The sequence below is a fragment of the Novosphingobium sp. CECT 9465 genome (genome assembly GCF_920987055.1).
Lineage (GTDB): Bacteria > Pseudomonadota > Alphaproteobacteria > Sphingomonadales > Sphingomonadaceae > Novosphingobium.
The window spans coordinates 1917256-1934887 of sequence record NZ_CAKLBX010000001.1 but is presented as its reverse complement, the minus strand read 5'-3'; the positions used below and the strand labels follow the sequence as shown (position 1 = coordinate 1934887).

General features: G+C 62.6%; 16 protein-coding genes. 11 read left to right on the top strand and 5 right to left on the bottom strand.

The features are described from left to right. The first annotated feature begins 33 nt into the window (after positions 1-33). The 3 genes from guaB to LUA85_RS09405 are packed head-to-tail and all read left to right on the top strand — an operon-like array spanning position 34 to position 3247. The gene (guaB, locus tag LUA85_RS09415; RefSeq protein WP_231471820.1) at positions 34-1491 is read left to right on the top strand and encodes an IMP dehydrogenase; all 1458 of its coding nucleotides are present in this window, start codon (positions 34-36) and stop codon (positions 1489-1491) included. A 7-nt stretch (positions 1492-1498) separates the two neighbouring features. After that, positions 1499-2686, top strand: coding sequence for an RsmB/NOP family class I SAM-dependent RNA methyltransferase (locus LUA85_RS09410; protein WP_231469043.1), 1188 nt, complete (start codon positions 1499-1501; stop codon positions 2684-2686). Positions 2687-2740: 54 nt separating this feature from the next. Continuing rightward, positions 2741-3247: a tetratricopeptide repeat protein gene (locus LUA85_RS09405; protein ID WP_231469041.1), complete on the top strand. Its 507-nt coding sequence runs from the start codon at positions 2741-2743 to the stop codon at positions 3245-3247. 142 nt (positions 3248-3389) lie between these two features. Here the strand turns inward: LUA85_RS09405 and LUA85_RS09400 are convergent, their stop codons facing one another. Both LUA85_RS09400 and LUA85_RS09395 read right to left on the bottom strand, forming a co-directional pair. Beyond that, the gene (locus LUA85_RS09400; protein ID WP_231469039.1) at positions 3390-3875 is read right to left on the bottom strand and encodes an RNA pyrophosphohydrolase; all 486 of its coding nucleotides are present in this window, start codon (positions 3873-3875) and stop codon (positions 3390-3392) included. After that, a complete protein-coding gene (locus tag LUA85_RS09395; protein ID WP_231469038.1) occupies positions 3872-4825 on the bottom strand; it encodes an alpha/beta hydrolase in 954 nt (317 codons plus the stop codon). Before LUA85_RS09395 ends, LUA85_RS09400 begins: the two co-directional genes overlap by 4 nt. A 204-nt stretch (positions 4826-5029) precedes the next feature. Here LUA85_RS09395 and LUA85_RS09390 point away from each other — a divergent pair, with 204 nt between their 5' ends. The 5 genes from LUA85_RS09390 to LUA85_RS09370 all read left to right on the top strand — a co-directional run bounded on the left by LUA85_RS09390 (position 5030) and on the right by LUA85_RS09370 (position 11742). Next, on the top strand, positions 5030-6928 hold the full coding sequence (locus tag LUA85_RS09390) for a 2-oxoacid:acceptor oxidoreductase subunit alpha (protein WP_231469037.1): 1899 nt from the start codon (positions 5030-5032) through the stop codon (positions 6926-6928). 11 nt (positions 6929-6939) lie between these two features. Then, positions 6940-7992 carry a 2-oxoacid:ferredoxin oxidoreductase subunit beta gene (locus LUA85_RS09385; protein WP_231469036.1) on the top strand — a complete coding sequence of 351 codons (1053 nt, stop codon included), beginning with the start codon at positions 6940-6942 and terminating at the stop codon, positions 7990-7992. Positions 7993-8002: 10 nt separating this feature from the next. Further along, on the top strand, positions 8003-8995 hold the full coding sequence (locus tag LUA85_RS09380; protein ID WP_371823717.1) for a metal-dependent hydrolase: 993 nt from the start codon (positions 8003-8005) through the stop codon (positions 8993-8995). A gap of 76 nt (positions 8996-9071) precedes the next feature. Next, positions 9072-10433, top strand: a complete 1362-nt coding sequence (locus tag LUA85_RS09375) for a deoxyribodipyrimidine photo-lyase (protein WP_231469035.1) — start codon at positions 9072-9074, stop codon at positions 10431-10433. Positions 10434-10470: 37 nt separating this feature from the next. Beyond that, positions 10471-11742, top strand: a complete 1272-nt coding sequence (locus tag LUA85_RS09370; RefSeq protein ID WP_231471818.1) for a cyclopropane-fatty-acyl-phospholipid synthase family protein — start codon at positions 10471-10473, stop codon at positions 11740-11742. On the opposite strand, the gene LUA85_RS09365 is transcribed toward LUA85_RS09370, so the two are convergent. From LUA85_RS09365 to purF, 3 genes are all read right to left on the bottom strand, one after another. Then, entirely contained in the window at positions 11729-12088 is a 360-nt protein-coding gene (locus LUA85_RS09365; RefSeq protein WP_231469034.1) for a PilZ domain-containing protein, read from the bottom strand. The genes LUA85_RS09370 and LUA85_RS09365 overlap by 14 nt on opposite strands. A 95-nt stretch (positions 12089-12183) precedes the next feature. Further along, entirely contained in the window at positions 12184-12903 is a 720-nt protein-coding gene (locus LUA85_RS09360; RefSeq protein WP_231469033.1) for an SDR family NAD(P)-dependent oxidoreductase, read from the bottom strand. Continuing rightward, positions 12904-14394, bottom strand: coding sequence for an amidophosphoribosyltransferase (gene purF / locus LUA85_RS09355; RefSeq protein WP_231469032.1), 1491 nt, complete (start codon positions 14392-14394; stop codon positions 12904-12906). Positions 14395-14596: 202 nt separating this feature from the next. Here purF and LUA85_RS09350 point away from each other — a divergent pair, with 202 nt between their 5' ends. The 3 genes from LUA85_RS09350 (at position 14597) to LUA85_RS09340 (ending at position 17592) form a co-directional block, all read left to right on the top strand. Then, positions 14597-15535: an MASE1 domain-containing protein gene (locus LUA85_RS09350; RefSeq protein WP_231469031.1), complete on the top strand. Its 939-nt coding sequence runs from the start codon at positions 14597-14599 to the stop codon at positions 15533-15535. A 133-nt stretch (positions 15536-15668) separates the two neighbouring features. Continuing rightward, positions 15669-16910 carry a lipoprotein-releasing ABC transporter permease subunit gene (locus LUA85_RS09345; protein WP_231469030.1) on the top strand — a complete coding sequence of 414 codons (1242 nt, stop codon included), beginning with the start codon at positions 15669-15671 and terminating at the stop codon, positions 16908-16910. After that, positions 16903-17592: an ABC transporter ATP-binding protein gene (locus tag LUA85_RS09340; RefSeq protein WP_231469029.1), complete on the top strand. Its 690-nt coding sequence runs from the start codon at positions 16903-16905 to the stop codon at positions 17590-17592. Before LUA85_RS09345 ends, LUA85_RS09340 begins: the two co-directional genes overlap by 8 nt. The last annotated feature ends 40 nt before the right edge of the window (positions 17593-17632 follow it).

Sequence of the window (17632 nt, the reverse complement as noted above, 5' to 3'; positions counted from 1 at the left end):
GAATCTCCCCGGACACTGGAAGTGGCACGTATCATGGATATCCCTCTCGGCCTCACCTTCGACGACGTGCTGCTGCGTCCCGCCGAGTCGGATCTGGTGCCGTCGCAGGCCGATACGCGTACCCGGCTGACGAAAACCATCGGCCTGAACATCCCGATCCTGTCATCGGCGATGGACACGGTGACAGAGGCGGACATGGCCATCGTCATGGCGCAGCTTGGGGGGATCGGCGTCCTTCACCGCAACCTTTCGATCGAGGAGCAGTGCGCCGCCGTCCGCGCGGTCAAGCGCTTCGAAAGCGGCATGGTCGTCAACCCGATCACGATTTCCCCCGATGCCACGCTGGGCGAAGCCAATGCGATCATGCGCGCCAACAAGATCAGCGGGATTCCGGTGGTCGAGCATTCGGGCAAGCTGGTCGGCATCCTGACCAACCGCGACGTGCGCTTTGCCGACAATCCCGCCCAGCCCGTGCGCGAACTGATGACGCATGAGAACCTTGCCACGGTGCCGCTTGGCACGAGCGGCGACGATGCAAGGCGTCTGCTTCACCAGCGCCGGATCGAGAAACTGCTGGTGGTGGACGATGCGTTCAAGTGCATCGGCCTGATCACGGTCAAGGATATCGAAAAGGCGGTCACCTTTCCCAATGCGACCAAGGACGGATCGGGTCGTCTGCGCGTGGCCGCCGCCACGACTGTTGGCGAAAAGGGTCTTGAACGCACCCGCGCGCTGATCGACGCCGAATGCGACGTGGTAATTATCGATACGGCGCACGGCCACAACCGCGATGTTGCGCGCGCCGTCGAAGCGGCCAAGAAGCTGTCGAATTCGGTGCAGGTGATTGCCGGCAATGTTGCGACTGGCGAGGCGACGCGATCGCTTATCGACGCTGGCGCCGATGGCATCAAGGTTGGCATCGGGCCGGGGTCTATCTGCACCACGCGTATCGTTGCAGGCGTCGGTGTGCCGCAGTTGACCGCCGTGATGGAATGCGCCGAAGAAGCCGAAAAATCCGGCGTCCCGGTGATTGCCGATGGCGGTCTGCGCACTTCGGGCGATGCCGCCAAGGCGCTGGCCGCAGGTGCCAGCACGGTGATGATCGGATCGATGCTGGCAGGCACCGAAGAAGCGCCGGGTGAGACGTTCCTCTATCAGGGCCGTGCCTACAAATCCTATCGCGGCATGGGTTCGGTCGGCGCAATGGCGCGCGGCAGCGCGGACCGCTATTTCCAGCAGGACATCAAGGACCAGATGAAGCTGGTGCCCGAAGGCATCGAAGGCCAGGTTCCGTTCAAAGGCCCGGCAAAGGACGTGGTTCACCAGCTGGTTGGCGGGATCAAGGCCGCCATGGGCTATACCGGCAGCGCCACGATCGACGATTTGCGCAAGCGCGCCAAGTTCGTTCGCATCACAAACGCGGGCCTGCGCGAAAGCCACGTCCACGATGTGACGATCACGCGCGAAGCACCAAACTACAAGGTCGGTTGAGCTTCAGGTGACGCCCTCGGCGCGCGTTCAGGCGGCGATCGACATTCTCGATGCGGTGATTGCCGCCGCGCGCGGGCAGGGCGCATCGGCAGACCGGATCGCGGCGGAGTGGTTCCGGGCGCGGCGTTTCGTTGGTTCAAAGGACCGCCGCGCGATCCGCGATCTGGCGTGGAATGCAATCCGCGCTTGCGGTGATGTGCCATCAAGCGGACGCGCGGCGATGTTGCGCCTTGTCCGCGATGACGCCGCTTTGTCGGCGCTGTTCGATGGATCGAACTACGGACCGGCATCGATCCAGCCCGGAGAGCCGGTGGCGGCCGGTGGCGCCGCGCCGCCGTGGCTGGTCGATCAGCTGCTTGCATCGGGCCTCAATGACGATGAGCAGGCTGCGTTGCTCGGTCGTGCACCGCTGGACCTGCGCGCCAACACGCTGAAAACATCGCGTGATAAATTGCGCACATGTTTGCCGATTGGGGCAGAACTGACGGCAGCTCCGAATGCCTTGCGCCTGCCTTCGGGTGCAGCCGCAGAAAGCTGGCCGGAATTTGCCGAAGGACTGTTCGAAATTCAGGACAGCGGCAGCCAGATCGCCAGCATGGCGCTGACCGTTCAGCCGGAGGAGGCCGTGATCGATCTGTGCGCGGGCGCGGGCGGCAAGACGCTGTCACTGGGCGCGGCGATGCGCAACACCGGGAAGCTGGTCGCCTGTGACATCGATCGCGCGCGCCTCTCGCGGCTGCCAGACCGGGCGGCTCGTGCCGGGGTGCTGGTCGAAATCCAATTGCTCAATCCCGGCCGCGAAGCTGAGATGCTAGGTCACTGGACGGGGAAGGCCGACGCGGTGATGATCGATGCACCGTGTTCCGGCACCGGCACCTGGCGGCGCAACCCGGAGGCGCGCTGGCGGCTAGATGCCAGGGCGCTGGCCCGCTATCACGCGATGCAGGCCAACGTGCTCGATATCGGTGCCGCACTGGTGCGGCCCGGCGGGCGATTGACTTATGTGGTCTGTTCGCTGCTGGACGCCGAAGGGGCGGATCGGATCGGCAGGTTCCTGTCCGAAAATCCGGGTTGGGAGGTTGCCTTGCCAGACCTGCCAGCCGGGCAAGCCCATGGCCAAGGCTGGCGGCTCACGCCCTTTCGTGATGGCACCGACGGGTTTTTCTTCGCAACAATCGTGCGCCGTGTTAATTGAACACTCATGCAGGCGGGTTCATTCAGCGGTAGTCGCCGGCTCAAGGAGTTCTTGATGCGTTACGCCCCCGTTGCTGTTGCCCTTTCTCTCGTCGTTGGCATTACCGGCAGCATGGGCGCGGCGAAAAGTTCCGCTCCTGAAAACCCGCGTGCCGAAGCGCTCGTCAGGGAAGGCCGCGCCTCGCTTGTCAAAGGTGATGTCAGCGCCGCTACCGACAGTTTCGAGGCCGCGCTGGCGATCGATCCCGCCAACCCGGCGCCGCTGATCGGTCTTGCCGACGCGGCCCGTCGCGATGGCTTGCAGGGCAAGGCAATTCATTACTACCGCGAAGCGCTTGAACGCGATCCGAACAACGTCGTCGCCATTTCGGGCGAGGGCGGCGCCATGGTCGAAAAAGGCGCGCTGGAAAAGGCACGCCGAAATCTGTCGCGGCTTGAAGGGTTGTGCGGCAAGGGCTGCACCGAAACGGCCGATCTTGCCGCAGCTATATCCCGTGGTCCCGCACCGCGCGTCATTTCGGCAGAAGCGGTGAAGCCCGAACCGAAAATCGAGAGCAACTGACCGCCTGTAACCATCGCTTTCTCGCCCGCATTTTCGTTATTGCGAGGAGGCGAAGCTGACGCGGCAATCCAGAGCGATGCGCGCAACGGCTCTGGATTGCTTCAGCCTTCCGCCTCGCAGACATGATTTCGTGCGCTCGGATTCAGATCAGTCCGCGAAATTCCTCGACGACCTGTCGATAGACGCGCTTCTTGAATGGCACGATCAGGTCGGGCAGGAGTTCCGGTTCGACCCAGCGCCATTCATTGAATTCGGGATGTTCGTGCGCGTCGATGCGAATGTCGGAATCCTCGCCCGCAAAGCGCAGCAGCAGCCACTTCTGGCGTTGTCCGCGATATTTCCCACCCCACAACCTGCCGACCAGTTCGTCGGGCAGATCATAGAAATGCTCTTCCTGGCTTTCGGCGATGATCGTGACGAGATGGGCCGAAACCCCGGTTTCTTCTTCCAGTTCGCGCAAGGCGGCGGGATGCAGCTCCTCGCCTTCGTCAATCCCCCCCTGCGGCATCTGCCAGGCATCGCCCTCCTTGTTGTCGATGCGCTTGCCCACGAAAACCCGGCCCGCGTCGTTGACCAGCATTACCCCGACGCAGGGGCGATAGGGGAGGGCGGCGTGTTGATCGTTCATTTCAACCTTTCCAGCAGCAGCCTGATGGCCGCAAAGATGGAGTGCATGTCTGCCTGGGCGCTTGAGAGCGCCTTGCGCACTTGTGCAAAGCCATGGATCGTTCCTTTCATTTCCAGGAAGATGACCTCGGCTCCCGCACGGATGAGTTCCGCGCCATAGACCCGTCCGCTGTCGCGAATCGGATCAAGGCCCGCCGTCACTAGCACCGTTGGCGGCGTGGCGGAGTGGTCACCATAAAGCGGAAAGGCCCGAATGTCCCGCGGGATGGCGCGGTAAGCCTGCGCAAACCATTGCATCGCATCCTTGTCGAGCATGAAACCCTCCGAGAATTCCAGGAAGGATTGGTGGTCGGGCTTGTCGTCGGTCAGGGGGTAGATCGGCACCTGCATCACCACCGGCACCGCGGCAGGTGTTTCGGTCAGCGCCTGGGTGATGACGATGGCAAGGTTGCCGCCTGCCGAATCGCCCATGGGGATCAGGCCGTTTATATCGCGGCCGAGCACCGCGGAATTGCCGGCGATCCAGCGCGCAGCGGCCTCGCCATCATCAGGTGCGGCGGGAAACGGATGCTCCGGGGCCAGTCGATAATCGACAGCGATGACCGGCAGGTCCAGTTCCGCTGCGATCTCGGTACAAATACTGTGGTGGCTATCGAGATCACCGACGACGAAGCCGCCGCCGTGGAAGAACACCACGGCAGGGCCGGACTCGCGCGTTTCTCGCAGATCATAAAGGCGCAATCCGATCTCGCCAGCAGGGCCAGGACAGGTCAGATCCCGGATTACGCCCAATGGGCGCGGGTCTGCTTCGGCTAATCGAGTCATTGTCATGAAACCGGCGCGCGCCGCCTCCAGACCGACCTGGCTCATGGGTGGGGTGCCTGCCGCTTTCAGGAATGCCAGAAAGGCCTGCACATCCGGCCGCACTTGATGAGTCTTTTGATCGGTCATGAATTGTCCTCAACCGCCTGGCGGAAATCGGTATAAGCATCGCTGCAATCCTGATGTTGCAACTTGACGGCCATGGTCGTTCGGAATCAAGAGAGCACGAGGATTTTTCATCGTGCGCAGATTTTCTTCTTTGCGAACGGAGCGGCACAGGCATAGGCGCGTTTCAGCAACGGGTGAAATCCCCGGCGCAATGCAGAGGATGATATGGCTACACTTGTTGATGGACCGGATGCGCTGACGGGCGGCAAGGACAACGAAACCCTTGATGCCACCGGCCCGGAAGCCGTGGTCGTGCGCTTCGCCGGGGACTCAGGCGATGGCATGCAGCTCACTGGTGGCCAGTTCACCTTGTCAACCGCGCTCGCAGGCAACGATCTGGCAACGTTCCCGGACTTTCCGGCCGAAATCCGTGCGCCGCAAGGAACCCTGTTCGGCGTCTCTGCGTTCCAGATCAACTTCGGATCGACCGAGATCGACACTGCGGGCGACCAGCCCGATGTTCTCGTCGCGATGAACCCGGCCGCATTGAAGACCAATGTCGGCGCGCTCAAGGTCGGTGGCCTGATCATTGCGGACACCGGCGAGTTCAACAAGCGCAACCTTGAAAAGGCCAAGTACGACGTCAGCCCGCTCGAAGATGGCAGCCTTGAAAAGTGGCAGTTGCTGGCTTTCGATATTTCGGCGCTTACGCTCGAAGCGGTGAAGCCTTTCGGTCTTGGCAACAAGGAAGCGCTGCGCTGCAAGAACATGTGGACGCTGGGTCTTGCGCTGTGGATGTTCGACCGTGACCGGCAGCCGCTTATCGACTGGCTGAACGCCAAGTTCAAGAAAAGCCCGGTGCTGGCCGAGGCGAACATCGCCGCGCTCAATGCTGGTCACGCCTATGGCGAAACAGCCGAAATCGCAGGGCCGCTCAAGCAATACCACATCGCGCCGGTTGAAAGCGCGCCGGGACTGTACCGCACTGTCACGGGCGCAGAGGCGATCAGCCTTGGCCTTGTGGCGGGTGCGCAACTGGCGGATCTGCCGATGTTCTTCGGTGGCTATCCGATCACCCCTGCCTCGGCGATCCTGCACAACCTTGCCCGGCTCAAGGAATATGGCGTCACCACCTTCCAGGCGGAAGACGAGATCGCCGCAATCGCCTCGGCCATCGGCGCAAGCTATGCTGGCCAGTTGGGCGTGACGTCGTCATCCGGTCCTGGCATCGCGCTCAAGGGTGAGGCGATGGGCCTTGCGATCATGACCGAATTGCCGCTGGTCATCGTCAATTCGCAGCGCGGGGGGCCATCCACGGGGCTGCCGACCAAGACCGAACAGTCGGACCTGTATCAGGCCGTCTATGGCCGCAACGGCGATGCGCCGATGCCGGTGATCGCTTCGCGCAGCCCTTCGGACTGCTTTGAAGTTGCGATCGAGGCCTGCCGCATCGCGGTGCAGTACATGACCCCGGTCATGGTTCTGACCGATGGCTACATCGCCAACGCGGCGGAGCCGTGGCAGGTGCCCGATCCGACAAGCTTCACGCCGTTCCCGGCCAAATTCCTTGGTGAGAAGAATGGCCCGAATGGCGAACTGCTTCCGTTCGCCCGCGACGAAAAGGGCGCCCGCCCGTGGATCAAGCCCGGCACACCCGGCCTGATGCACCGCATCGGCGGCATCGAGAAAAACCCCGGCACCGGCAACATCGACTATTCGCCCGCCAGCCACCAGACGATGACCGACGCCCGTCGCGCCAAGGTTGATGGCGTGGCGAACTCGATCCCGCAGCAGGAAGTTAACCACGGCGAAAGCTCAGGCAAGCTTGTGGTCGTCGGCTGGGGCAGCACCTATGGCCCGGTCTATCAGGCCGTGCGCCGCGCGCGCCGCAAGGGGCTGGACGTCAGCCACGTCCATGTCCGCTACATCTGGCCGATGCCGTCGAACCTCGGCGATTTGCTGAAGAGTTACGACAAGGTGCTCGTCCCTGAAATGAACACCGGCCAGTTCAAGACCGTTCTGCGCGACCAGTTCCTGATCGACGCCCAGCCGCTCAACAAGACCAGCGGCCAGCCCTTCACCATCGCGGAAATCGAAGCCGCGATCGAAGCTGCGCTCGCATAAAGGTTACGACCATGAACGAGATGACCAAGATCGCCGTCCAGACCACGCTCAAAGACTGGGAAACCGATCAGGAAGTGCGCTGGTGCCCCGGTTGCGGTGACTACGCGATCCTCAAGGCGGTGCAGCGCACCCTGCCGGAACTGGGCGCGGACCCGGCCAACACGGTGTTCGTCAGCGGCATCGGTTGCTCAAGCCGCTTCCCTTACTATGTCGAGAGCTACGGCTTTCACACGATCCACGGGCGCGCCCCGGCTTTTGCCACCGGCATCAAGCTGGCGAACCCGGATCTCGACGTGTGGCTGGTGACCGGTGATGGCGATGGCATGTCCATCGGTGGCAATCACACCATGCACATCCTGCGTCGCAACGTGAACGTGCAGATCCTGTTGTTCAACAACGAGATATACGGCCTGACCAAGGGTCAGTTCTCGCCGACCAGCCGCGAGGGCACCAACAGCCCGACGTCGCCGCTCGGTTCGGTCGATCGTCCGGCGCTGCCCTGTGCCTTTGCGCTGGGTTCAGGTGCCCGCTTCATCGCGCGTGCCTATGATGTGTCGAAGAACCTTGGCGGGGTGCTCAAGGCTGCCCATGCACACCAGGGCGCGGCCTTCGTGGAAATCTTCCAGAACTGCATCGTCTACAACAAGGACCGCTTCGACGATTTCGTCGCCAAGGGCGTGGCTGACCAGAACCAGTTGTGGCTTACCGATGGCGAGCCGATGCTGTTTGGCTCGGCCAAGTCTGGCGGCATCAAGGGCATCACGCTCGATATGGACACGCTGAGCCTCAAGGTCGTCGACGTTGTGGATGGCGATTGGCAGGCAGCGGGCGTCATCGTGCACAACGTCAGGAACCGCGCGCTTGCGCACATGCTCGTCGAAATGCCGTTCGGCCCGTTCCCGATGGCGTTGGGCGTGATCTACGATGATCCGCGCCCGACCTACGAAACGGTGTTGCTCGGCCAGGATGCCGAAGCGCGCAAGGGCAAGGACGCAAACCTCGCCAAATTGCTCGCCAAGGGCCAGACGTGGACGGTAAGCGGAACCGCAGCCGACCCGATCTGATCCGGCAGAAATCACCGACGAGGAGCGATGTCTGGATAACCTGACTCATAGCCTCGTCGGCTGGGCGCTGGCCGAAACCGGCCTCAAGCACCGCACCCGCAAGGGATTGGCTGCCTGTGTGCTGGCGGCCAACATGCCGGACATCGATGTGTTGTTCGGCTGGGTGCCGTGGGCACCGCTGGCCATGCACCGGGGCTTCACGCACGGGCTGGTCGGCGGGGTGCTGCTGCTTCCGCCGGTACTGGCGGCGCTGCTCTGGCTGATAGACCGCTGGCAGGCTGCCAATGGTCGCCTTGCCGAAGGCGCAACTCCGATACACTTCGGCTGGCTGGTCGCACTGTGCTACCTCGGCGCGCTGACGCATCCGTTGCTCGATCTTCAGAATGTCTATGCGGTGCAACTCATGTCTCCGCTCGATGACCGCTGGTATCACACCGACGCCCTGTTCATCGTATCGCCGTGGCTGCTGGCTTTTCTCGGCCTTGGTATCTGGAGCGCCCGGCGCCAGGCGATGGGCCGGTCCGCGATAGCGGCGCTGGCCGCAGCGCTGGGCTTCATCCTCCTCAACGTCGGGATTTCGCTGCTGGCTGATGATGCACTGCGCATGTCGTCGGGGTATCCCGACCCGGACCGTGTTTTTGCATCACCGGCTCCGGTCCGCTTCTGGCAGCGTGAGGTGATCTGGCGCGAACATGGCATGATCGGCCGTGCACAATACGATCCACTGGCCGGTCTCGCCATGTTGCGTGGTGTGCAGCCCCTGGTGCCCGATAACATGGCCAATCCCGTTGTCCATCGCGCTGCGGTTGCCAACGCCGAGGTCCGAGACTTTCTCGACTGGTCGCAGATGCCGGTTGCATCGGTCTCGCGGCAGGGCTGCACAGCGCAAGTCACATTCGGCGACGCACGCTTTGCTGCGCCCGCAATGCGCGAAAGTTTCAATGCGAAGGCGTTGATTCCACTTGATCGCAATCACTGCGCGGAATCCGTCGCAAACCGCTGACGTTCCGCCGCACCCTGTACCAAGGGGCATGTCGGCAAGGGTGGAAAGCGGCCCGCGCAGAGGCCAAGACAAGGCAATGTCCGCACCCGTCATCGTCTGGTTTCGTCGCGATCTCCGCCTTGCCGATCAGGCCGCGCTGCTGGGCGCCGCAGCCGATGGCCCGGTGATTCCAGTCTACGTGCTGGATGACGATACGCCAAAGCACCGCCGCATGGGTGCAGCATCGCGCTGGTGGCTCCATCACAGCCTTGCCAGTCTTGACGCGGCCTTGCGCAAGCTGGGTTCGCGCCTGATCCTGCGGCGTGGCAAATGCCATGAAGAACTCGCGGCCATCCGGCGAGAAACCGGCGCGCGCACCGTCCACGCCCTGCATCATTACGAACCGTGGTGGCGCAACGCCGAAAAGGCCGTGGCCAAGACGTTCCGGCTTGTGCTGCATGATGGCAATTACCTTGCGCCCGCCGGTTCCGTGCGGACCGGCAGCGGATCGCCCTACAAGATATACACCCCGTTCTGGCATGCCTTGCGCGAACGCATGCCGCCACCAGCCCCCTTGGCCGCACCCGCGCAACTCCATGCGCCGCAGGTCTGGCCAACCGGCGAGACGTTGAACGACTGGTCGCTGCTGCCGACCGTCCCGGATTGGGCAGGCGGTTTTCGCGAAGAATGGACTCCGGGCGAGGCTGGCGCTCATTCCCGCCTCGAAGATTTCGTGGATCGGGCTGCGCGCTATGGCGAATGTCGCAATCTGCCATCCATCCAAGGCACTTCGCGCTTGTCAGCACACCTGCATTTCGGCGAAATTTCGCCTGCGACGATCTGGCACCGGATTGGCGAAGCGGGCGGGTCGGTCGATGTGTTTCTGGGCGAACTGGGCTGGCGTGATTACGCGCAGAACGTGATCGCGCAATTCCCCGATTACGGCACTCGCAACGCTCGCGATGCCTACGACCGCCTGCAATGGCGCGATGATGCTGCCGACATCAAGGCGTGGCAGCAGGGCCGGACGGGCTATCCGATCGTGGATGCCGGGATGCGCGAATTGTGGCACACCGGATGGATGCACAATCGCGTACGCATGATCGCGGCGAGCTTTCTGGTGAAGCACCTGCTGATCGACTGGCGCGAGGGGGAGCGCTGGTTCTGGGATACATTGGTCGATGCCGATTATGGATCGAACGCGGTCAACTGGCAGTGGACGGCGGGAACGGGCGTCGATTCCAACATGTTCGTACGGATCATGGCGCCACTGACGCAAAGCCCCAAGTTCGAGGCCGCCGATTATATCCGCCGCTGGGTGCCGGAACTGGCCCACCTTGCGGACGACAAGATCCACGATCCCGCCGTCCGTCCGCGGAGCTATCCCGCCAGGATCATCGACCACGCCGAGGCGCGCGCGCGCGCGCTTGCCGCGCATGACCAGATGAAGCACGCGTGACCTTGCGCTCAAGGGCCGGTCAACGCATATGCCCGGTATGAACGCGCAGACGCCAATCAGGGGGGGGCATCTGGTCGCCGGGGGACGGAATATTTCCGCCACCGGTCGCTGGATCGCCAGGCTGTTCGCCGGATCGTTTGCATCCGCAGTGGATCGGATCGACCGGGGGCTTGCAAGCGGAACAATCCTTGCAACCTTGCCCGATGGATCGTCGCGCAAGGTGGGCGGGCGCGGTGACGGGCCAACGGCGCGCATTGATCTGAAAAGCTGGAACGCACTGGTGCGGCTGGCCACGGCGGGATCCATCGGCTGGTACGATGCCTGGGTTGCGGGCGAATGGGACAGCCCCGATCCGGTCGTCATTTTCGACCTGTTCATGCGCAATGCCGATACGCTGGGCGATACGGGCCGTGCCAAGGGGCCATGGCGCTGGGCCGGGCGGTTGCTCAACATGGCGCGGCGCAATTCACGCGCGCAGGCGCGGCGCAATATCGCCGCGCATTACGATCTCGGCAATGATTTCTACCGGCTCTGGCTCGACCCGACGATGAGCTATTCGAGCGCCTTGTGGGACGGGATTGCACCCGATGCATCGCTGGAAATGGCGCAGGCCAACAAGGTCGATCGGCTCGGCGCAAGGCTGAACCTGAAGCCGGGCGGCAAGGTCCTCGAAATAGGTTGCGGCTGGGGCTACCTTGCAAGGCGCCTTGCTGAAACGACCGGTGCCCATGTGACCGGGATCAGCCTTTCGGATGAGCAGCTCGATTGGGCGCGCGATGAACTGGCCGGATCGCGGCTCCAGGGGATCGAATACCGCCATCAGGACTATCGCGATGTAGAAGGCCAGTTCGATGCAATTGCCAGCGTCGAGATGGTCGAGGCGGTTGGCCGCGAATACTGGCCGTCCTATTTCGATTGCCTGGCACGGTGCCTGAAGCCGGGCGGGCGGGCGGCGCTGCAATATATCTCGATCCGGGATGAATTGTTCGATGCCTATGCCGCCAGCGCCGATTTCATCCAGGCCTATGTCTTTCCCGGTGGACTGCTGATCAGCGAGCGCGAATTTCGCGCGCTTGCGGCCGAACGCGGACTTGCATGGCAGGACCAGCACGATTTCGGTCTGGACTACGCCCGAACGCTCAGGGTCTGGCGCGAAGCGCTTGACCGCGCGGTAGAGACCGGTGCGCTGCCGCCGGGCTTCGATCACAAGTTTCTGGATCTGTGGCGCTATTACCTGATGTATTGCGAAGGCGGCTTCCGGGGCGGCGGAATCAATGTCGCACAGGTTACGCTTATCAAGCGCGCCTGAATACGCTGTCGCCGCGATAACGCGCCAGGATATTGTCGTGCACGATGGGGCTGAGCAGTGTCGCAAAGGCGCAGCCCACGCGTCCGCTGTCCCACCAGATCACATCGGCCTGCAGGGCTTCCATGCCTTGGAGCGTCAACCAGCAGCGATTGCCGGGAAACATCTGCTGCATCGAATTCGCGCAGAACCCGCCAAGCGAAAGGTCGGTCAGCACTGTCTTGAACCCACGTTCGCCCGATGGCCGCAGGGTTGCGGGAATGTTGACGCGTTGGCGCGGCGCACATCGGTCTTCCAGCGCGGCCTGTCCGTACGTGCCGGTGTTCCAGTCCGTATTGCCGGTGTCCATAGAACGAACGCCCTCGACCGATCTGCCTTTTCCCCGCCGGCCAGCGCCAGCAAGGTCAGGCGCCAGAATCGCGCGTCTGCGTTAATTCGGGATTGTCAGGCGTGGTTAACGCGCTCGCGGTGGGGGCTGGCAAACTGTTCACCAAGAAGTGCCACGATCCGGTCGGCAACCACCTCCGGCGGCTTCACGCTTTCGGGCTTTTCCCCCGGATAGGCCTTGGCCCGCATCTTGGTGCGGGTGGCGCCGGGGTCTACCACGGCAACGCGCACGGCGGACGTATTGCGCACTTCCTGTCCGTAGCAATCGAGCAGCACGTCGAACGCGGCTTTCGATGAGCCATAAGCGGCCCAGTAGGCACGCGGAGCCGCGCCGACGCTGCTGGTCACGCCGATCACGCGGGCGTCCTTGCTCTTCTTGAGCATGCCGTCAAAGCCCGCGATCAGCGCCTGGGTCGCCAGCACGTTGAGCGTGAGGGCATTGTTGAACTCGCGCGGATCGATCTGCCAGACCGGGGTCAGCGTGGGGAACGCGGCGGCGTTGATGACCATGATGTCGAGCGCGTCCCAGCGCCCGGAAATGGCGGTTGCCAGCCTTGCGATGCCATCGGCTTCGGCAAGATCGACCGGCGCGATCGTGGCGCTGCCGCCAGCGTCGAAGATCTCCTGCTCGATCTTCTCAAGATCCTTGGCGGCGCGCGCCACAAGGATCACATGAGCGCCCGCTGCGCCCAATGCGCGCGCGGTGGCCGCGCCGATGCCGCGGCTTGCCCCCGTTACCAGTGCAAGCTGGCCGGCAAACGGACCCTGGCCGCTCATTCAGGCGACCTTTTCGACCGGGAACGAAAGCTGGGCTGCATCGTCGCGATCGCCCAGATCGGTAAGGCGGGTCGGGTATTCGCCTGAAAAGCATGCGTCGCAATATTGCGGGCAGGCATTGTTGCGCTGCGCCTCGCCGACCGCGCGATAAAGCCCGTCAATCGACACGAAGGCAAGGCTGTCTGCATGGATGAAGTCGGCCATGGCCTGCACGTCCATGCGCGCGGCCAGCAGCTTAGAGCGTTCCGGCGTATCGACGCCATAGAAGCACGAATGCTCGGTCGGCGGGCTGGCAATGCGCATGTGCACTTCGGCGGCGCCTGCATCGCGCATCATCTGCACGATCTTGAGGCTGGTGGTGCCGCGTACGATCGAATCGTCGATCAGCACGATCCGCTTGCCCGCCACAAGCGCGCGGTTGGCATTGTGTTTGCGCTTCACGTCTGCATTGCGGGCACCATCCGAAGGCTGGATGAACGTGCGACCGACATAATGCGAACGGATGATCCCCAGTTCGAACGGAATGCCGGAGGCTTGCGCATAACCAAGAGCCGCGGGAACGCCGCTGTCGGGCACCGGAATGACAAGGTCTGCATCCGCCGGGCTTTCGATGGCCAGTTGCGCGCCGATTTCCTTGCGCACCTGATAGACCGAGCGGCCACCCATGATCGAATCCGGGCGGCTGAAATAGACGTGTTCGAAAATGCAGGGCCGCGCATCGGGCTTGCCGAATGGGCGGTGGCTGTGCAGCTTGCCGTCAAGATCCACCTGCACGAGTTCGCCCGGCTCGATCTCGCGCACGAAATCCGCGCCGACCACGTCAAGCGCCACGGTTTCCGAAGCGAACACAACCGCATCGCCCATCATGCCCATCACCAGCGGGCGGATGCCCAACGGATCGCGGCAGGCGATCATGCCTTCGGGTGTCATGCAGATCAGCGAATAAGCGCCTTCTACAAGGCGGAGCGCATCGACGAAGCGGTCAAGCAGGGTCGGATAGCGACTGGTCGCGACGAGGTGGATGATCACCTCCGTATCGGACGTCGACTGGAAGATTGCGCCTTTCTGCACCAGATCGCGCTTCAGGAACATGGCGTTCGAAATATTGCCGTTGTGCGCGATGGAGAACCCGCCAGAGGCAAGATCGGCAAACAGAGGCTGCACATTGCGCAAACCCGCGCCGCCGGTTGTCGAATAGCGCACGTGGCCCGAAGCCATCGTGCCTGGCAGCTCTGCAATGGCCGATCCGGTCGAAAAGTTCGCCGCGACATGGCCGATGCCCTTGCGCGAATAGAACTCCTGTCCATCGAAGCTGGTGATGCCAACCGCTTCCTGCCCGCGATGCTGCAAGGCGTGAAGGCCAAGTGCTACTGTCGCAGCAGCGTCACGAACGCCCAGTACACCGAAGATGCCGCACTCTTCGCGCAGCTTGTCATCATCGGCACCGATGTCCCAGGGTGCGCGGTCGAGAAATTCGTTCTGTAAAGTCATGGGTCGACGTGGACTCGCGTGGGCGCAAAAGCACCGGCCAACTGCTGGCGCCCAAATGGCGACGTTTGCTGCGGATAGCAAGGGCAAGCTTGAGCATGGCGGTGGCAATCACTTGTCGACAAGCATGTCTTGGCACAAACGAGTGCCGGATGCCGGGCGCTTCGTGATGAAATCTTAACCATCTGCCGTCAGATATGGAACTATGCGCTTCGCCCGTTTCCTTGCGAGTCCCGTTGGCGTGGGCATCGTGTTCTTCGCCCTTGCGGCGCTGACGATAAGTTTTGCCCGCTTCTCTGGCGGCGTAGCGATGGTCTGGGTTGCAGGCGCGCAATTGGCCGGACGGTTGGTGGCCATGCCTGAGGAGCGCTGGGGGCCGTGGCTGGTGGCTTGCGGCATTGCCAGCATGCTCGCAACCGGCCTGTTTGGCCTCGGCTGGGCAGCGTCCATTCCCCTGGCAGCCATAAATATCGTCGAAGCGTCGGCGGCCGCCCTTGTCATGCGCAGAATTTCAATAGCGTTCTGGCCGGCCGAAACATTGGAATGGATCGCAGGCTTCTATATCGGTATCGGCCTGATCACGCCCTTGGCGAGCGGTGCGGTGGCAACGATCGTCGCGCATCTGACAGCGGATGTGCCGATTCTGGAAAACTTCACGCACTGGATCATCGGACATTCGCTCGGATTGATCACCTGCCTTCCGGTGTTTCGCTTCGTTTACGGACGATGGTCACGCGGACGCAGTTGTTTGCCCAGCGTGGCGGACCGGCCCTTTGCCATATTGGTCCTGGGCCTGTTTGCGCTGTTGACGACGATCGTGTTCGTGCTGGACATGCGGGCACTGCTGGTATTTCCGCTGCTGTTCGTCGTTGTCGGTGCTGCAGTGCTCGATGAATCCATGGTCGCGCCGATGCCTGTTGTGCTGATCGCAATCGGTGGTGCGCTGACCGCGTTGGACATGGGACCGATCGCGCTGATGGACATCGCATATGGCGATCGCATCCAGTTCTTCCAACTCTATGTCGGCATAACCGTGCTCGCGGGTCTCCCGGTCGCCTGCGAACGTTCACGCCGCATGGCCGAATTGCGGCACATGCGCGAACAGCTTGCGCGCTTGGGACTGCAGGAACCATTGGTTCACTGAACCATTGCCCCACGACGGCCTGCCAAGGCGCGGCTTGATGGAGGCGGAATTCGCAGGCCATTGCCGTTTGATGCGGACAGCCCTACATCCTGCCGCGCCGCACTGGCCAACCGCTTCCGTAAAGGGCTGCTGCTTGATCCTCTCTCCGTTCGAATGGACTATCGCCAAGCGCTACATGTTGCCGGGCCGGGGGGAAGCGTTCATCGCGCTTGTAGCGGGAATTAGCCTTGTTGCGGTCATGCTCGGCGTCGCCGCGCTGGTCATCGTGATGAGCGTGATGAATGGGTTCCGCGCCGAACTGCTCGACAAGATCGTGGGGCTGAATGGCCACGCGATCATCCAGGCCTATGGTGGCAGGCTCGACAACTGGCAGGACATCCTCAAGCGGGTCCAGCAGACGGAAGGGGTTACCCATGCCTCGCCGCTGATCGAACAGCCGCTGCTTGCCAGCTTCAACGGTCGTGTCGAGGCGATCCTCGTGCGCGGCAATACCGATGGCGATATCAAGCGGCTTGAGGAAAAGCGCGTCGATGGCGTGATTGCCTCGCTGCGTCCGGGGGCCAGCAATGTCGCGCTCGGCGCCCGTCTTGCCGAAAATCTTGGCGCGCGGGTCGGCGATACCATCACGATCATCAATCCGCAGGGCCGTTCCACCCCGTTCGGCACTGTCCCGCGTGAAATCGCCTATACCGTTTCGGCGCTGTTCGAGGTTGGCGTCTATGACTACGATCAGGCCTATGTCGTCATGCCCATCCAGGATGCGCAGACGCTGCTTCTCACCGGCGACACGATCGGCATGATCGAGGTTACCACGACCGATGCCGACACGGTGATGGAGACGCTCGGTCCGCTCAAGCAGCAACTGGCGGGGCAGGCGGTCATCACCGACTGGAAGACGATCAACGCCAGCCTGTTCGAAGCGCTGGCGGTGGAGCGGATCGCCATGTTCATCGTACTGTCGATCATCGTGCTGGTGGCGGTGTTCAATATTCTTTCTTCGCTGATCATGCTGGTCCGCGCCAAGACGCGCGACATCGCGATCCTGCGCACGATGGGTGCCACCCGTAAATCGTTGCTCAAGGTCTTCGTCACGATCGGTTTCGTGATCGGCGCGCTTGGCACGGTGTCAGGTCTGGCGCTGGGCTTCGTGTTCCTGTTTTTCCGGCAGCCCATCGTCAATGCCATCCAGTTCGTTACCGGGCAGAACCTGTGGGACCCCTCGATCCGTTTTCTGACCGAACTGCCCAGCCGGTCCGATCCGGTCGAGATCGCTACGATCAGCGTGATGGCGCTGGTATTAAGCTTTCTTGCCACGCTTTACCCCGCGATGAAGGCGGCGAGCACGGACCCCGTTCAGGTGCTGCGTTATGAGTGATTCCAACAGCAATCAGCCAATCGTCCGCCTGCGCGAATTGCGCCGCTCGTTCAGCCAGGGCGGGGTGACCATCGATGTTCTGCGTGGCGTGAACCTCGAAATCCGTCCCGGTGAGATCGTCGCGCTGCTCGGCCCATCAGGCTCTGGCAAATCGACCATGCTTCAAGCCATCGGCCTGCTCGAAGGCGGGTTTTCCGGGCTGATCGAGATTGCCGGTACGGATGCGTCAAAGCTGTCAGGCGATGATCGCACCGCGCTGCGCCGCGATCATCTTGGCTTCGTCTATCAGTTCCACCACCTGCTGGCAGATTTCAGTGCCCTCGAAAATGTGGTCCTGCCGCAACTGGTTGCGGGCACAGATCGCTCAGCCGCCGAAGCACGCGCAAGTGAGCTTCTCGGCGCGCTCGGTCTGTCCAGGCGGCTCGATCACCGTCCAAGCCAGCTTTCCGGGGGCGAACAGCAGCGGGTCGCGGTTGCGCGCGCGCTCGCCAACCGCCCGGAACTGGTACTGGCCGACGAACCGACCGGCAATCTTGACGAAGCCACCGCAGACCGCGTCCTGGAGGAATTCCTCAAGCTGGTGCGCGGCGAGGGCAGTTCAGCGCTCATCGCCACGCACAACGAGCGGCTGGCCTTGCGCATGGACCGCGTCGTACGCTTGCATGAAGGTGTGCTGGAATAGGGATACGGCGGCCATTCTGCGCGTTTGTTCTTGCAGAAGG

Excerpts from the sequence above, each read along its gene's own strand:
- LUA85_RS09405 (WP_231469041.1), top strand. The coding sequence starts at position 2,741 with ATGCGTTACGCCCCCGTTGCTGTTGCCCTTTCTCTCGTCGTTGGCATT.
- purF (WP_231469032.1), bottom strand. The coding sequence starts at position 14,394 with ATGACTTTACAGAACGAATTTCTCGACCGCGCACCCTGGGACATCGGT.
- LUA85_RS09390 (WP_231469037.1), top strand. The coding sequence starts at position 5,030 with ATGGCTACACTTGTTGATGGACCGGATGCGCTGACGGGCGGCAAGGAC.
- LUA85_RS09370 (WP_231471818.1), top strand. The coding sequence starts at position 10,471 with ATGAACGCGCAGACGCCAATCAGGGGGGGGCATCTGGTCGCCGGGGGA.
- LUA85_RS09365 (WP_231469034.1), bottom strand. The coding sequence starts at position 12,088 with ATGGACACCGGCAATACGGACTGGAACACCGGCACGTACGGACAGGCC.
- LUA85_RS09340 (WP_231469029.1), top strand. The coding sequence starts at position 16,903 with ATGAGTGATTCCAACAGCAATCAGCCAATCGTCCGCCTGCGCGAATTG.
- LUA85_RS09375 (WP_231469035.1), top strand. The coding sequence starts at position 9,072 with ATGTCCGCACCCGTCATCGTCTGGTTTCGTCGCGATCTCCGCCTTGCC.
- LUA85_RS09360 (WP_231469033.1), bottom strand. The coding sequence starts at position 12,903 with ATGAGCGGCCAGGGTCCGTTTGCCGGCCAGCTTGCACTGGTAACGGGG.
- LUA85_RS09385 (WP_231469036.1), top strand. The coding sequence starts at position 6,940 with ATGAACGAGATGACCAAGATCGCCGTCCAGACCACGCTCAAAGACTGG.
- LUA85_RS09350 (WP_231469031.1), top strand. The coding sequence starts at position 14,597 with ATGCGCTTCGCCCGTTTCCTTGCGAGTCCCGTTGGCGTGGGCATCGTG.
- guaB (WP_231471820.1), top strand. The coding sequence starts at position 34 with ATGGATATCCCTCTCGGCCTCACCTTCGACGACGTGCTGCTGCGTCCC.
- LUA85_RS09400 (WP_231469039.1), bottom strand. The coding sequence starts at position 3,875 with ATGAACGATCAACACGCCGCCCTCCCCTATCGCCCCTGCGTCGGGGTA.
- LUA85_RS09395 (WP_231469038.1), bottom strand. The coding sequence starts at position 4,825 with ATGACCGATCAAAAGACTCATCAAGTGCGGCCGGATGTGCAGGCCTTT.